The organism is Thioclava kandeliae (genome assembly GCF_040297545.1).
Taxonomy (GTDB): Bacteria; Pseudomonadota; Alphaproteobacteria; order Rhodobacterales; family Rhodobacteraceae; genus Thioclava; species Thioclava kandeliae.
The window spans coordinates 85,415-99,332 of the sequence record NZ_JAYWLC010000014.1 but is presented as its reverse complement, the minus strand read 5'-3'; the positions used below and the strand labels follow the sequence as shown (position 1 = coordinate 99,332).

At 59.4% G+C, this 13,918-nt stretch carries 13 protein-coding genes and 1 pseudogene; 11 read left to right on the top strand and 3 right to left on the bottom strand.

The window, feature by feature from the left end; translation table 11 throughout:
* Both VSX56_RS15080 and VSX56_RS15075 read left to right on the top strand, forming a co-directional pair.
* The coding region (locus VSX56_RS15080) for a transposase (protein ID WP_350938335.1) at window positions 1-334 on the top strand (334 nt) is incomplete at its 5' end.
* Window positions 335-661: 327 nt separating this feature from the next.
* Window positions 662-1,316 (top strand): annotated as a pseudogene (locus VSX56_RS15075) (IS5 family transposase); the annotation flags it as partial.
* 352 nt (window positions 1,317-1,668) lie between these two features.
* Here VSX56_RS15075 and repC read toward each other — a convergent pair.
* The 3 genes from repC to repA all read right to left on the bottom strand — a co-directional run bounded on the left by repC (window position 1,669) and on the right by repA (window position 5,078).
* Window positions 1,669-2,814 carry a plasmid replication protein RepC gene (gene repC, locus VSX56_RS15070; protein WP_350938333.1) on the bottom strand — a complete coding sequence of 382 codons (1,146 nt, stop codon included), beginning with the start codon at window positions 2,812-2,814 and terminating at the stop codon, window positions 1,669-1,671.
* Window positions 2,815-2,988: 174 nt separating this feature from the next.
* Window positions 2,989-3,885 (bottom strand): plasmid partitioning protein RepB, encoded by an 897-nt coding sequence (gene repB / locus VSX56_RS15065; RefSeq protein WP_350938330.1) that lies wholly within the window; start codon window positions 3,883-3,885, stop codon window positions 2,989-2,991.
* On the bottom strand, window positions 3,885-5,078 hold the full coding sequence (gene repA / locus VSX56_RS15060; protein WP_350938328.1) for a plasmid partitioning protein RepA: 1,194 nt from the start codon (window positions 5,076-5,078) through the stop codon (window positions 3,885-3,887). Before repA ends, repB begins: the two co-directional genes overlap by 1 nt.
* Window positions 5,079-5,389: 311 nt before the next feature.
* Here repA and VSX56_RS15055 point away from each other — a divergent pair, with 311 nt between their 5' ends.
* The 9 genes from VSX56_RS15055 to VSX56_RS15015 all read left to right on the top strand — a co-directional run bounded on the left by VSX56_RS15055 (window position 5,390) and on the right by VSX56_RS15015 (window position 13,895).
* Window positions 5,390-5,602, top strand: coding sequence for a helix-turn-helix domain-containing protein (locus VSX56_RS15055; RefSeq protein ID WP_350938326.1), 213 nt, complete (start codon window positions 5,390-5,392; stop codon window positions 5,600-5,602).
* A complete protein-coding gene (locus VSX56_RS15050; protein ID WP_350938324.1) occupies window positions 5,589-6,890 on the top strand; it encodes a HipA domain-containing protein in 1,302 nt (433 codons plus the stop codon). The genes VSX56_RS15055 and VSX56_RS15050 overlap by 14 nt, the downstream gene beginning before the upstream one ends.
* Before the next feature lie 126 nt (window positions 6,891-7,016).
* On the top strand, window positions 7,017-7,754 hold the full coding sequence (locus VSX56_RS15045; protein WP_350938322.1) for a FadR/GntR family transcriptional regulator: 738 nt from the start codon (window positions 7,017-7,019) through the stop codon (window positions 7,752-7,754).
* Between the two features lie 111 nt (window positions 7,755-7,865).
* Window positions 7,866-8,786 (top strand): 5-dehydro-4-deoxyglucarate dehydratase, encoded by a 921-nt coding sequence (gene kdgD, locus VSX56_RS15040; RefSeq protein WP_350938320.1) that lies wholly within the window; start codon window positions 7,866-7,868, stop codon window positions 8,784-8,786.
* 94 nt (window positions 8,787-8,880) lie between these two features.
* Complete coding sequence (locus VSX56_RS15035; protein ID WP_350938317.1) at window positions 8,881-10,017, top strand: mandelate racemase/muconate lactonizing enzyme family protein; 1,137 nt, start codon at window positions 8,881-8,883, stop codon at window positions 10,015-10,017.
* Between the two features lie 2 nt (window positions 10,018-10,019).
* Window positions 10,020-10,883, top strand: a complete 864-nt coding sequence (locus VSX56_RS15030; protein WP_350938315.1) for an amidohydrolase family protein — start codon at window positions 10,020-10,022, stop codon at window positions 10,881-10,883.
* 154 nt (window positions 10,884-11,037) lie between these two features.
* On the top strand, window positions 11,038-12,018 hold the full coding sequence (locus tag VSX56_RS15025) for a TRAP transporter substrate-binding protein (RefSeq protein ID WP_350938313.1): 981 nt from the start codon (window positions 11,038-11,040) through the stop codon (window positions 12,016-12,018).
* Window positions 12,018-12,611: a TRAP transporter small permease gene (locus VSX56_RS15020; RefSeq protein WP_350938311.1), complete on the top strand. Its 594-nt coding sequence runs from the start codon at window positions 12,018-12,020 to the stop codon at window positions 12,609-12,611. Before VSX56_RS15025 ends, VSX56_RS15020 begins: the two co-directional genes overlap by 1 nt.
* A gap of 3 nt (window positions 12,612-12,614) precedes the next feature.
* On the top strand, window positions 12,615-13,895 hold the full coding sequence (locus tag VSX56_RS15015) for a TRAP transporter large permease (RefSeq protein ID WP_350938309.1): 1,281 nt from the start codon (window positions 12,615-12,617) through the stop codon (window positions 13,893-13,895).
* The last annotated feature ends 23 nt before the right edge of the window (window positions 13,896-13,918 follow it).

Sequence of the window (13,918 nt, the reverse complement as noted above, 5' to 3'; positions counted from 1 at the left end):
CGCTGATCAGATGCGTCCGAAACTGCCAAAGCTGGCGACCCTCATGGACGGCGCCGAGGAGGATGTGCTGGCCTACATGACCTTTCCCCAGCAGCATCGAACGAAGCTACACAGCACAAATCCGATTGAGCGCCTAAACGGCGAGATCAAGCGCCGTACGGACGTGGTCGGGATCTTTCCTAATGAGGCTTCGATCCGCCGCCTCGTTGGGGCCATCCTGATGGAGCAGACCGAGGAATGGACCGTCCAGCGCGGTCGATACATGACACTGGAAACGCTGGCGCCAATCTGCGATGATGTCGTGGTCAGCTTGCCTGCAGCGCAGCGCGACTGATCAGCTCGGCCCGCCAGTCAGCACGAGGCCCGCTATGAGCTACACCATCAGTTGGGACACGATCCCGAATAAAGTCTGAGTAAGTTCGGCCGTACAACTTATAGAACACTGCAGGATAAGCGCGTTCTATGACGGCAAAATACATATGCGACTGCTAAAAGCATCATACATCATCTCATCACGACGACGTTGACAGCCGTCAACACCGTGAGAACCTTGGCGTTGTCTGGGGTCAGAATGCGCTGACTTCCGCCGCCGCACGTAATTCACTGCTTTGAAAAACGGAGCGGTGGCATGAGCAATCTCTTCTGACTGATAGACGCGTAGATGGCGCGATTGAAACCGTATTTTCCGAAACCTCATAGCAAGCCTCAGGTCGATGACAGGCGACTATTGAGTGGAATTATCTTCATCAATGGCAATGGCTTGTGTTGGCGCGGGAAGGGTGTCTTCGCACGAATGATGGCCGGCCTAGTTGCGACCCATGGCGAAACGAAGACCATGATGATCGACGCGACATGTCTAAGGGCACATCGAACAGCGACCAGCATAGTTGTCAAAAAGGGAAGCGTGGTCGCCTGATTAGTCGCACGAAAAGTGGCAAGAACACCAAGCTGCATACTGTCTGTGACAGACAGGTAAGACCGATCGACCTTATTCATCACCGCCGGGCAGGTAAGCGATTATATCGGCGCGCGGGTAATGCTGAGCCGGTTGCCAAGTGTCAAATAGATGCACGAGGATCACGGATGCGAAGCTGATTATTTCCGAGAAGCTTTGCAGAGCAAGGGAATACGCGCCTGCATTCTAACTCGAAAGAAACCGGAAGATGCCGATCAAATACGACAAGCGCCGATACAGGAGGCGCAATCGCATCGAAATCATGTTTGGCGGTTTCAAGGACTGGCAGCGTGTAGCCACTTGCTATGACCTATGCCGAAAGGAAGATCTTTCGGCTATAGTCCTCGTCAGCTACTGGTTATGGATATTAACCCTAGCTGAGCTGATTGGTCCGTTTCTTGGCTTGGTACTCCCAGTGACCACTATCAAAGATAGACGACGCCATATTCCGAGTGTTGGCTATTGACTGTCGAAAGAAGGCTATACTTCGAGATCATTTCATTCAGACGCATACAGACAAGATGTCAAGGATTGGTCCAGGGAAATTTTTCAAGACCTGCGCAAACACCACACGCACCACAATCTGAGCCAAAACTTCGCATCAAGCGGTCTTGGAGAATTTCCCGCTAGGACTTCGCTCTGAGTGGCAAGGTATCATCAGATCACGGAGCGCTAAACGCGTTTGACGATATGTGAGCCACTGAGAACAATCTTTATGCAGCCTGTAATTGACGTTTCTGCAACATACGGAGCAATCCGGCGGGATTGTAACTGAAGGTCTCAGCTTGATGTGTCAGGCGGCGTAGATAGCCTCCAGGATTCCGGATCTCGGAAGAGCGTTGCAGGAGGGCTAACACCGTTGAGGCAGCCGCTTCACGGCCCATCGTATTTTGAGCATGATGCAGGGTTTCTTGGGTAATGCCCATCATAGGCGCTAGATAATGGCTTAAAGTGATTGCATCTTGCCAGCTTTGCATCGGCGTTTCGCAATAATCTGATGCGTCAGAACAGACGTTCAATACATTTTGCAGATCAAGTTCGGCTGGGGCAGGGCGCTTCTTTATCGTTTGCTCTGTTTTTTCAGTAGCGTCAGAATCTTTTATAAGTTTGTTTTTGATCTCTGAGTGACAGTCATTTTGGGATGCATTGCCGGTCAGTTCTTCTGATTCTTCGTTTGGGATGAAAGACTTGAGTGCGGAGACTATAGTGTTGGCCGCATGATACAGCTCCTCGAGTGCGGCAGCCGTCAATTTACGGCGTTTTTCGCGCCAGATCTTGTTGATCTCCTCGGTCTGCGTCTGTTTCATAGGGCTCAGATGGAGCAGGGCGCTCGCATCGCGCAGCAGCAGGGAGATGGCATCATGTAAAGCTTTGCGTCGCTGTTGCGCGGTATGGGCCGCCGCTGCTGCATCTGCGATTTCGCCTTCCCGCAGGATGAGGGGGCGAAGGTCAAACCCGAAGGCCATATAGATTTGCTCACCCGATCGGCGGGCATAGCGTTTGCCATTGGGGCTGTCGTGGCGCAGGATCAGACCGGCATTGACCAATGTATTCAGATGACGGCGCAGGGTGCTTTCACTCATACCATTGCAACGCTCGATAAGTGAGCGGTTGGCGGGAAAGACAATCGTTGTATCACCCTCGGCCAGCGTCCGATGCGGATGGAAGGTGAGAAGGGCGTTCAGCACCGCCAAAGCGGCGGGCTTCAGACCGTAGGTTTCGCGTGCGGCAGTCAACTGCTTGAACAGCTGCCATTTGTCAGCAGAGATTTCGGGCAAGGCATGACTTACCATACGCGCAGCTGTCACATCGGATGCGCGAAGACCCCGCCCGAAAGGCGTTATAGAGATATGTTGCATTTTATTGTCACAAAGACATGAAATATCGCCCCGCGGCATTGGCGGCTTGTTGACAGGAGTCAACAAAAGGGGATACGTTCAAGGTGCTAGAAAGAACGGCCCTTCGAGATTGGTAATGCCTGTCTTGGGGGGTCTTTTTCTGTCTGGCCGTGCCTCCTTGCTGTTATGGTTATATCATTCGCCGTGCGATTTCAGATAATCGCGGTGAATCTCGTGTAGGTGTCTGGTCAGCCAATCGCCGAACTCTTTATCATGCAGGTTCAGCACAGGCCTTCCTGCGCGAAGAGAAATTTCCGCCAATAAATCGCCATCCGGAGTGGTCAGGCGCTCGGGGCTCTTCGCGACTTTTGGCTTGGCCAAAGCGTCAAACAGCGCCTGAAACCGCAGATCACTCGTTTCTCCTCGCGCAAGAGCGACCACCGAGGCCACAGGGGTTTCGCCCAAGCGTTTGGCCAGCGCCACCCAACGGTCGCGCCCCGCCGACGGCGCCGCCCCGATCGCCTCGATCAGCTCTTGTGGGATGGAGTTTGTTACGTTCAGCATGCGCGAGACAACGGTTTTATCCACATGCAACGCGTCGCAGATCACCTTGCGATCAAAGCCCGCATCCACCATCTGTCTGGCAAAGTTGGCTTTTTCGATGAACGATAGATCCTTGCGGGCAGCATTTTCCTGCCCTTGCGCAACAACCAGGGAACGGTCATCCAGATCGCGCAGCATCGCCTTGATGGGCAGTTGCAGCGCCCGAAGGGCTGCAACGCGCCGCCGACCATAGACGATTTCATAGCGGCCTTCGACAGTAGGGGAATGGCGCAGCATCACCGGAACTTGTTGGCCATAGTCGCGGATACTGTCCATTAACTCGGCGAGGCCCGCGTCATCGCGATCAAGGCGGTCCTTCAGGCCCGCATCATCAATCATCTCTGCGGGAACCTCGACCATGGCGCGGGTCTTCAGATCGGCCAATGATTGGCTTACCGCGCCAATCGCGCCGGTCTGTCGGCGCGGGGCAGCAGGTTGCGCCGCTGCTGCGGGTTTCATCAGCCCTTCCAGAAGGTTCTTGCGTGCCATCAGTTGCGCCCCCATGCAGATTGGATAAGCCCCTCTATCTCGCCATTCACCAGATTGAGGCTTTCAAGCGCTCGCTCATAGGTCGCACGGGTGAATTGCGATTTCTCGACCTCGTATAGCGTCTGCTTGGTAATGCCAGCATCCGAAATCGCTGTGGATTTCAGGGCAGGGTGGTTGAGCACATGTTCGCCAAACATCGATCGCATGAAACTGACCATCTGGTTTTGCGGCCCGTCGCCTGGTTCGTAGCGTGTCACCAGATAGCGCAGCCAATCGTAAGACATATCGCCGCCCGCATCGGCCACGACGCCCAAGAGATTCGAGGTCATTAACAGGAACTGGCACATCGACATCACATCCAGCATTTGTGGATGCACAGTCACCAATACGGCCGTGGCCGCCGAGAGCGCGGACATGCTGAGAAAGCCCAGTTGCGGCGGGCAATCGATCACGACGACATCGTAATCCGCCTCCACCTCGGCGAGTTTCTCGCCAACGCGGGTAAAGAACAGCTCGCGCGAGCCCTGCGCCAGAACGCGCGGCGTATCATGTTCGAACTCCATCAGGTCCAGATTGCCCGGAATGATGTCGAGATTGGTGAAATAGGTTTTTTGGATAACCTCGCGCATGGGCAGCGGGTCATCATAGCGAATTGCATCATAAAGCGTGCCGCCATCCAGCAGGTCGAATTCCGGTTGGAACCCGTGAAGCGCCGAGAAAGATGCCTGCGGGTCTAGGTCGATCCCCAGCACGCGATAGCCATCCAGCGCCAGCTTTTGCGCCAGATGGGCGCTTGTCGTGGTTTTGCCCGAGCCGCCCTTGAAGTTGATCACCGAGATTACCTGCAGGTGGTCGCCGTCGCGCCGACCCGGCAAATAGGTGCCCGGGCTCTTCGCGCCCTTTTCAAGCATCTCGCGCAAAGCCTGAACGTCCTCGGGCGAGTAATAGCGTCGGCCGCCCGTGCGGATTTCGGGTTCGGGTCCGCGCCCATCCAGATGCAGCTTGCGTAGATAGGCATCCTTAACGCCCAGAAGGTCGGCCACTTCACCGGAGGTGAATTTGCGCAGCACGCGCCGCGCATCCGGCGGATAGAGCGCCTGCCGATGTTCCTGAAGCTGTTGCGACAGGTTTGCAGCATGCTGCCCCACAAGCAAATCTATTCTATTCTGGCTTTGCGTATTGCGGCCTGTCATTTGCTCTACCATTATCCCGCAGGAGCGGATTTTCTCTAAAGCTCGAAGCGTTTGTTACGCTTTCTCGCGTCCTATTCGGTTATTTCCGTATAAATCACCTGAGGAAATCGGGTCTGTCCAGTGTTTTTTCACGCTTTTAGGCGGATTTACTGTCCAGCGAGGGTTTCACACCATAATTCATGGAAATGGTCGTTGCCATCCAAGGTAAGACCCTAGGAATTCGCACTAAATGGAAATGATCCTTTCCTTTTCTGGACATTTCCCGATTCTCGACTTAGAAGGAAATGATCTTTTCCTTTTTGGAGTGTATTATGTCACTGTCTTCGCACTCTCTGGGGCTTGCGCTGCGCGAAAAGCGCCGTTCGATGGGGCTGACGCAGGAAGGTCTATCGATGCAGACCGGAATTTCGCGTCCCACGATTCGCGCCATCGAGCAGGGAAAACCCACCGCGCAGATCGGGCTGGTTTTACAGCTTTGCGCGGATCTCGGGCTGGTATTGGAGTTACGCGATGCTGGCGCTTGATGTTCATCTCGAGGGGGTCGCGGGGCCTGTGGCGGAGCTTGCGCGCGATGATCACGGGCGGACCTCGCTGCGCTATCTGCGCGAGGATCTTCCCCATCCCCTGTCGCTCTCCCTGCCTGTGCGCGAGGCGCCCTATGGTGATGCGCAGACGCGAGGGTTTTTCGCGAATATGATGTTTGAGAATAACCAGCAGTTGGATCAGGTTCTGGCGCGCTATCGGCTGGAGCGTTCGGATTTCGTGGGGCTTCTGGAACATCTGGGTTCGGATTGTCCGGGCGCGATCTCTGTCGGGCCGAAGGGGCAGGGGGGGGCGAAAATCCCCGGTGATATGAGCCGCGATTACGACCCGCTGACCCCCGAAGACCTGCACCAGATCATCGCCGATCTGCGCGACAGGCGCCCTCCGCTGGGTCAGAGGAAGGATCCTTCGCCTCTGGCGGGTGTACAGGGCAAACTGGCACTGACCCGTTTGTCGGATGGGCGCTTTGCTCTGCCCAAGGCGGGGCGACGCGTGCCCACAACGCATATTCTCAAGGTGCCTCGCGCCTCCGAGATGGCACTTGTCGGGCAAGAGCAGGCAGCAATGGCGCTATTAGCGCGTCTGGTCGACCATCCTGTGGCCCAGACCGAAATTCTGGGTGAAGGCGAGTTGCGCGGGCTGTTGGTCACCCGTTTCGACCGGCATATTCACGGCGAGACCCTGCACCGAATCCATCAGGAAGATTTCGCGCAGGCATTGGGACTGCCGCCGCTGTTGAAATATACGCGGAATGCGGGGCCGGGGGCGCGTTTCGACGCCGAGGCTATGGGCCGGATCATCGCCGCATGTGCCAGCCCCGGCGCTGCACGTCTCGCACTCTTTACCCTTACGATGGCCAATCTTCTGTTGGGCAATAGCGACAATCACGCGAAGAACCATGCGTTACTGTGGCAGGGTCCGCGGCCCGACCTCGCTCCGGCCTATGATGTGTTGCCGATCATCATGGACCGCGAGGTAACGCATGAGCTGGCCTTTCCGATAGGGCATGCCCGGCTGCTGGACGAGGTCACCCATAGCGATCTGGACCAGTTTGCCCGCGCCTTGGGGATGCGGCGTATAACCGCAGCGCTGCAGGGGCGTATAAGGTCACTTCTGGGCACTGCCTTCGAGGCCCATGCGCTCATGCGGGGGCCGCAGAGCAAGGGGTTGCGCGACGTGATCGCCGAGCAGGGGAGCCATTTGGCACAGCTGTTTGCGTATGACGATCCCATCCCTGAGGGAGATCTTGTGCCCCTCAACCGGCCCTGACGCCTGAAATATTCGCTGCTCCAATACGAATATGTTGCAATTCTCCGTCATCTTGTATGATAAGTTGTGTTACTTATCTGTGAGCTATGCGATGGATGTGTTGTCCGTCGGTAAGGAGGATCCGCAATGGCGAATACTGGCCCCGCCGGAGAGAAAGGCCCGCGCGCGCGAAGAGGAACGCTGGTCGCCCGGCTGGCCGCGACCTTGCGCGAGGAGATCGAGGAGGGCCGCGTGTTGCCCGGAGACCGTCTACCGAGCGAGAGTGCGCTGACCGAAGCGCATGGTGTGAGCCGAACAGTAGTGCGCGAGGCGATCGCGGCGTTGCGTTCGGAGGGCCGCGTCGAGGCGCGGCAAGGGGCGGGGGTCTTCGTGCTCGTGCCCAAGCCTCCCGTGGTCATGCCTTTCCGCAACCTCGATCCACAGCGGGTTTCTTCGACGATCGAGCTTCTGGAACTGCGCAACGCTATCGAGTCCGAAGCCGCAGCTCTTGCAGCGCAAAGGCTTGTGCCCCACTGGGAAGAGGCGCTTCTGGAGGCCAATGCGGGTTTCCGCGATGCGGTTGCGCAGGGGCTGCCCACCGGCGAGGCCGATTACCGGCTGCATCTGGCCATCGCTCAGGCGACGGGCAATCCGCGGTTTCCCGAATTCCTTGAATTCATCGGCCCGGGGATCATTCCGCGGGCGGCACTCGGGGCGGGCGAACCCCAGCACGAGGCCAGCGCCAAGGAGTATCTCGCGCAGATCAGCGACGAGCATGACAATATCATTCATGCGATTCTCGACCGTGACGAGGAGCGTGCCCGAGAGGCGATGCGCGTCCATCTGAAGGGTAGCTATCAGCGTTACCGCATGGTTCTGCGCTAAAGAAAATCAATTCACAACATATCATACAAATATGTTGACTCTTGCTGAATTTGTTATTTACTTATCATACAAGCCCGAGGAGAGCGGGCATATTCGCGAGGAGGAGGCCGTATGACCCCGCAAGAACTCAAAAATGCCCTTGGGTCAGGACTGTTGTCCTTCCCTGTCACCCATTTTGACGCCGAGGGGAAATTCGCCCCCGACAGCTACAAGGCCCATGTCGACTGGCTGTCCAATTATGATGCGCCTGTGCTCTTTGCCGCGGGCGGCACAGGCGAATTCTTCTCGCTGGCCCCGAACGAGATCCCCGAGATCGTGGCGGCTGCGATCGAGGCGGCCGAGGGCCGCAGCGCCATCGTCTCCGGTTGCGGCTATGGTACCGCGATGGCCACCGAGATCGCGCGTTCGGTCGAGAAGGTCGGAGGCGAGGGGATCCTGCTTTTGCCGCATTATCTGATCGATGCGCCGCAAGAGGGCCTTTATGCCCATGTGAAGGCGGTTTGCGATGCGACTGCGATGGGCGTGATGGTCTATAACCGCGACAATGCGGTGCTGCAGGCCGATACGTTGGCGCGGCTTTGCGATGCCTGCCCCAATCTCGTGGGCTTCAAGGATGGCACCGGCGATATCGGGCTCGTGCGCCAGATCACCGCCAAGATGGGCGACCGTCTGACCTATCTGGGCGGTATGCCCACGGCGGAACTCTTTGCCGAGGCCTATCTTGGGGCGGGGTTCACCACCTATTCCTCGGCGGTGTTCAACTTCGTGCCCGAGTTGGCGGTCGAGTTCTACCGTGCCTTGCGGGCGGGCGAGCGCGCCATCTGTGAGCGCATCCTCAACGAGTTCTTCTACCCGTTCATGGCGATCCGTAACCGCTCCAAGGGCTATGCCGTCTCGGCGATCAAGGCTGGTGTGCGGGCGCAGGGGTTTGACGCCGGCGCGGTGCGCGCGCCGCTGAAGGATCTCGATGATGAGGAAATGGCGATGATCGAGGCGCTGGTCGCGCCCTATCGCCGCAAGATGGCCGCCTGAGGAGAGGCGCTCTGCGAGAGCGGGGAGCGGGAACGCTCCTCGCAAGGAGGACGGCCCCTGATCGCATTCGGGGAACCGCGGGAGGGATGGATAGATGAAGATCGTGGCGGTGCGCACGCACCTTCTGGATCACAGGCTCGCGACAGCCTTCGAGAGCGCATCGATGCGCTTTGACCGCCGGACCCATGTTCTGGTCGAGATCGAATGCGCCGATGGCACCATCGGCTGGGGTGAATGCCTCGGGCCTGCGCGCGCCAATGCGGCGGTGGTGGCCACCTATGCGCAATGGCTGATCGGGCAGAACCCGCTCGAGACCGAGAAGATCTGGGCCACGCTCTATAACGCGCTGCGTGATCAGGGCCAGCGCGGGCTGACGGTCACGGCGCTGTCGGGCATCGACATCGCGCTGTGGGATATTAAGGGCAAGCATTTCGGCGTGCCGGTCTCGACGCTTCTGGGCGGGCGCTTCCGCGAGACGGTCCGTGCCTATGCCACGGGCTCGTTCAAGCGCGACGGGGTAGACCGTGTAGAGGATAATGCCGCCGAGATGGCGGGCCACCGCGAAGCGGGCTTCCATGCCTGCAAGATCAAGATCGGCTTCAATATCGAGGAGGATCTGCGCGTGATCCGCGCCGTGCGCGAGGCGATCGGCCCCGAAATGCGGCTGATGATCGATGCCAATCACGGATATGATGCGATCGAGGCGATGCGTGTCGGTCAGGCCGCGGCGGAGTACGGGATCGACTGGTTCGAGGAGCCGGTGGTGCCCGAGCAGCTTGACGCCTATCGTGAGTTGCGCGCGCGTCAGCCGATCCCGCTTGCAGGCGGCGAGACATGGCATACACGCTGGGGATTCCGCGAGCCCATCGAGACGCGGGCGGTCGATATTGTCCAGCCCGATCTGGCAGGCTGCGGTGGCTTTACCGAAGCACGGCGCATCGCCGATCTGGCGGAACTGCACGGGGTGCGGGTCGTGCCGCATGTCTGGGGGACAGCGGTCCATATCGCAGCGGCTCTGCAATTCATGGCGGCCATGGTGCCCTCACCCGTGCGTCGCACACCGCTGGAGCCGATCATGGAATTCGACCGCACGCATAACCCTTTCCGTCAGGCCATCGTCACCAAACCCATTGAGCATGTGAACGGGGTCCTCACCATCCCCGATGGCCCGGGCCTCGGGATCGAGATCGACCGCGCCGCTCTGGCCGAATTTTCTCCGAAGGAGGATTGATCATGATCACCCGCAAACTCGAAGGCGCGGCGCTTGTGCCCGCTCTGCCCAAGGGCACGGTCGATACGCAGATGCATATGTATCTGGCGGGCTTTCCAGCGCGTGAGGGCGGGCCCGGGCTGCCGCCCGCGCCGCTCCCCGATGCGGATGCCTATCGCCGCGTGATGCGCTGGCTCGGGATTGACCGCGTGGTGATCACGCAGGGCAATGCGCATCAGCATGACAATGCCAATCTTTTGGCTTGCCTGCACGAGATGGGCGATGTGGCGCGCGGCGTTGCGGTGATCTCGGGCGAGACGTCCGAGGCCGAGCTTGCGCGGCTCGATGGTGCGGGGGTCGTGGGCGCGCGGATCATGGATCTGCCGGGCGGTGCACTCGGGCTCGCGGCGCTCGAGGCGGTCGATGCGCGCGCATCAGAGATGGGCTGGATGATGGCGGTGCAGTTCGATGGCAACCGCATCCTCGATCTCGAGCCGCGTTTGAGGGCGCTCAAATCGCGCTGGGTTCTTGATCATCACGGCAAGTTCTTTGCCGGTGCGGGGCAGGCCGAGACCGATGCCCTGAAACGTCTGATCGATGGCGGACGGATGTGGTACAAATTCGCCGGTGCCTACGAGAGTTCGCGCGCGGGCGGGCCGGATTTTGCGGATGTCGCCGTCTATGCCCGCGAGATTGCGGCGCATGCCCCCGAGCGGATCGTCTGGGGCACCAACTGGCCGCATAATGCCGCGCGCACCAGTGAGGATTACCCCTGCGACAAGGCCCTCTGCGAGACCAGCCTCGGGTGGCTGCCGGATAGGGCGGCGCGCCAGAAGGTGCTCGTCGAGAATCCGCAGGAGCTGTACGGGTTCGCCGCCCTCGGGTGAGAGGCGGCCTATGATATTCCGCGTCGCGCCTCGGGAGGAGGGCCGCGATCCGGTCGGGTGCGTCCCCGGAGGGACGCCCAAAAGGACGGTCCGGCGGCCTGTCGCCTCCGGACTGAGAGAAAGGTCCATAGAGGCCATATCCAGGGAGGATACCATGAAGCTTCACACCACTATGATCGCAGCCCTTGCCGCCTCGACGCTCTGCACGGGCGGCGCCATGGCCTGCGAAACGACCCTACGCTCGGCCGATACCCATCCCGATGGTTATCCGACCGTCGAGGCCGTCAAATACATGGGTAAACAGCTCGAGGAAAAAACCGGTGGCCGGCTGTGCGTCGAGGTTTTCCCCTCCTCGCAGCTTGGCGAGGAAAAGGATTCCATTGAGCAGACCCAGTTCGGTGTCATCGATATGGTCCGCTCGAGCCTCGGCCCGTTCAACAACATGATCCCCGAGACGCGCGTGGTCTCGCTGCCCTATATCTTCCGCTCCGAGGAGCATATGCACCATGTGGTCGACGGCCCGATCGGGAAAGAGATCGCCGCGGCCTTCGTGCCCAATGATCTGGTGGTGCTGGCCTATTATGATGGTGGCGCGCGGAGCTTCTACAATTCCAAGCGTCCGGTGATGAGCATCGAGGATCTCAAGGGGCTCAAGTTCCGTGTGATGCAATCGGATGTGTTCGTCGATATGATGGATGCACTTGGTGCCAATGCGACGCCCATGCCCTATGGCGAGGTCTATTCCTCGATCCAGACCGGTGTGATCGACGGGGCCGAGAACAACTTCCCCTCCTATGACAGCTCGGGCCATGCAGAGGTCGCCAAGTATTACACGAATGACCAGCATCTGATTATGCCCGAGGTTCTCGCCATGTCGAAGATCACCTTTGACAAGCTCTCGCCCGAGGATCAGGCGGCGGTCAGGGAGGCGGCCAAGGCCTCGGTGCCTGTTATGCGCGATCTCTGGACCAAGCAGGTCGCAGCCTCGCTCGAGAAGGTCAAGGCGGCAGGGGCCGAGGTGATCACGGATGTCGACAAGCAACCCTATATCGACGCGATGGCGCCGCTCTACGCGAAATATGCCGACACGCCCGAGCTGAAAGACCTCGTGAAGCGCATTCAGGATACCCAGTAATGGATACGCGCCCGCACATGTCTGACCAGTTCCACTCCCGCTCGGAACCCCATGGGCGGGCGGCCTCTTCCTACCGCCAGGCGATGCTTCGCCTGGCCATCCTCACCGGCTGGATCGGGAGGGCAGCCCTGTGGGTGGCTGGCACGGGCCTCGTGCTGATGACCGCGATGGTCTTCATGCAGGTGGTGTGCCGCTATCTCCTGGGCTTCTCGCTTCAGTGGGCGGAACCCGGATCGGTGCTGATCATGGGATGGTTCATCTTTCTTGGCGCCGCCGTCGGCATCCGCGAAGGCTATCACCTCTCTTTCGATGTGCTGCTCTATATCCTGCCGGGCTGGCTCAAACCGATCCTCTTCACGCTGTCGGAACTCGTCGTGGGGGCCTTCGGGGTCGGTATGGCCTATTATGGCTGGGAACTTGCCTCCAAGGTCGCCAAAAACGTCATGCCCACGCTGGGTCTCTCGCGGGCATGGGATTTCGCGCCGCTGATCGGTGGTGGGGTCCTTCTGGCCCTCTTCTGTGTCGAACGCATCCTGCGCCGCTGCGCGGGCCTGCCAACCGTCCGCTTCGGCGACGATGCGCTCGAGGAGTAATCCATGGAACTCGTTATTCTCTTCGGAAGCTTTGTCTTTCTTTTGCTGATCGGCACTCCGGTGGCCTTCTGTCTGGGCGCCGCGAGCCTTGCCACCGTGGCCTATATGGGCCTGCCGCCCGTTGTGGTCTTCCAGCGGCTCAATTCCGGTGTCTCGGTCTATTCGCTCATGGCGATCCCCTTCTTTATCTTCGCGGGCGATCTGATGGTGCGCGGCGATATCGCGCGCAGGCTTGTGGCCTTTGCCGCCGCCCTTGTGGGGCATCTGCGTGGCGGACTGGGCCAGGTGAATATCGCGGCCTCGCTAATGTTTGGCGGCGTCTCGGGCTCGGCCACCGCCGATGCCTCCGCGGTCGGCGGGCTAATGGTTCCGCAAATGCGCGCGTGCGGCTATGGTGCGGATTATGCGGTCAATATCACCGTGGTCTCCTCGATCATCGCCCTGATGATCCCGCCCTCGCATAACATGATCATCTATTCGATCGCGGCGGGGGGGCGGCTCTCCATTGCCGATCTTTTCACCGCAGGCATCATTCCGGGCTTCGTGTTGGCGCTGGCGCTTATGGCGGCGGCATGGTTCGTGGCCAAGCGCCGCAACTATCCGCGCGAGACCTTTCCGGGCTGGTCGATGCTGGGGCAGCTGTTCCTTTCGGCCGTGCCGGGCCTGATCCTGATCGCGATCATCTTCGGCGGCGTGCGCTCGGGCGTCTTTACCGCCTCGGAAAGCTCCAATATCGCGGTGATCTATGCGCTCGGCGTGACGCTTTTGGTCTATCGCAGCCTCTCGTGGCGCGATTTTAAGGAGGCTACTCTGGCCGCCGTGCGAACCACCGCAATGGTGCTGATGGTGATCGGTTGTGCGGCCTGTTTCGGCTGGCTTCTGGCCTATCTGAAAGTGCCCGCGCAGATGGTGGCCTTCCTGCACAACTTCTCCGACAATCCGATCGTCATCCTGCTCCTGATCAACGTGATGCTGCTGATCCTCGGCACCTTCATGGATATGTCGCCGCTGATCGTGATCACGACGCCCATTTTCCTGCCGGTGGCGCAGGCCTTCGGGATCGACCCGATCCATTTCGGTGTCATCCTGATCCTCAATCTCGGGATCGGGCTTTGCACACCGCCTGTGGGGTCGGTGCTGTTTGTAGGCTGCGCCGTGGGGCGGATCGGGATCGGGCAGGTGCTGCGTACGATCTGGCCCTTCTATCTGGCGGCTTTCGCGGTGCTTTTGCTCGTCACCTATATCCCCGCGCTCTCGCTCTGGCTGCCTGCGCTCTTCCACTGAGCCTTCCGGCCCGACCGGCCCCT

What these genes read in the sequence shown, in the direction of transcription:
- VSX56_RS15045 (WP_350938322.1), top strand. Translation starts at nt 7,017, where the DNA reads ATGGCGAATACTGGCCCCGCCGGAGAGAAAGGCCCGCGCGCGCGAAGA.
- VSX56_RS15055 (WP_350938326.1), top strand. Translation starts at nt 5,390, where the DNA reads ATGTCACTGTCTTCGCACTCTCTGGGGCTTGCGCTGCGCGAAAAGCGC.
- VSX56_RS15025 (WP_350938313.1), top strand. Translation starts at nt 11,038, where the DNA reads ATGAAGCTTCACACCACTATGATCGCAGCCCTTGCCGCCTCGACGCTC.
- VSX56_RS15015 (WP_350938309.1), top strand. Translation starts at nt 12,615, where the DNA reads ATGGAACTCGTTATTCTCTTCGGAAGCTTTGTCTTTCTTTTGCTGATC.
- repA (WP_350938328.1), bottom strand. Translation starts at nt 5,078, where the DNA reads ATGACAGGCCGCAATACGCAAAGCCAGAATAGAATAGATTTGCTTGTG.
- VSX56_RS15020 (WP_350938311.1), top strand. Translation starts at nt 12,018, where the DNA reads ATGGATACGCGCCCGCACATGTCTGACCAGTTCCACTCCCGCTCGGAA.
- kdgD (WP_350938320.1), top strand. Translation starts at nt 7,866, where the DNA reads ATGACCCCGCAAGAACTCAAAAATGCCCTTGGGTCAGGACTGTTGTCC.
- repC (WP_350938333.1), bottom strand. Translation starts at nt 2,814, where the DNA reads ATGCAACATATCTCTATAACGCCTTTCGGGCGGGGTCTTCGCGCATCC.
- VSX56_RS15035 (WP_350938317.1), top strand. Translation starts at nt 8,881, where the DNA reads ATGAAGATCGTGGCGGTGCGCACGCACCTTCTGGATCACAGGCTCGCG.
- VSX56_RS15030 (WP_350938315.1), top strand. Translation starts at nt 10,020, where the DNA reads ATGATCACCCGCAAACTCGAAGGCGCGGCGCTTGTGCCCGCTCTGCCC.
- repB (WP_350938330.1), bottom strand. Translation starts at nt 3,885, where the DNA reads ATGGCACGCAAGAACCTTCTGGAAGGGCTGATGAAACCCGCAGCAGCG.
- VSX56_RS15050 (WP_350938324.1), top strand. Translation starts at nt 5,589, where the DNA reads ATGCTGGCGCTTGATGTTCATCTCGAGGGGGTCGCGGGGCCTGTGGCG.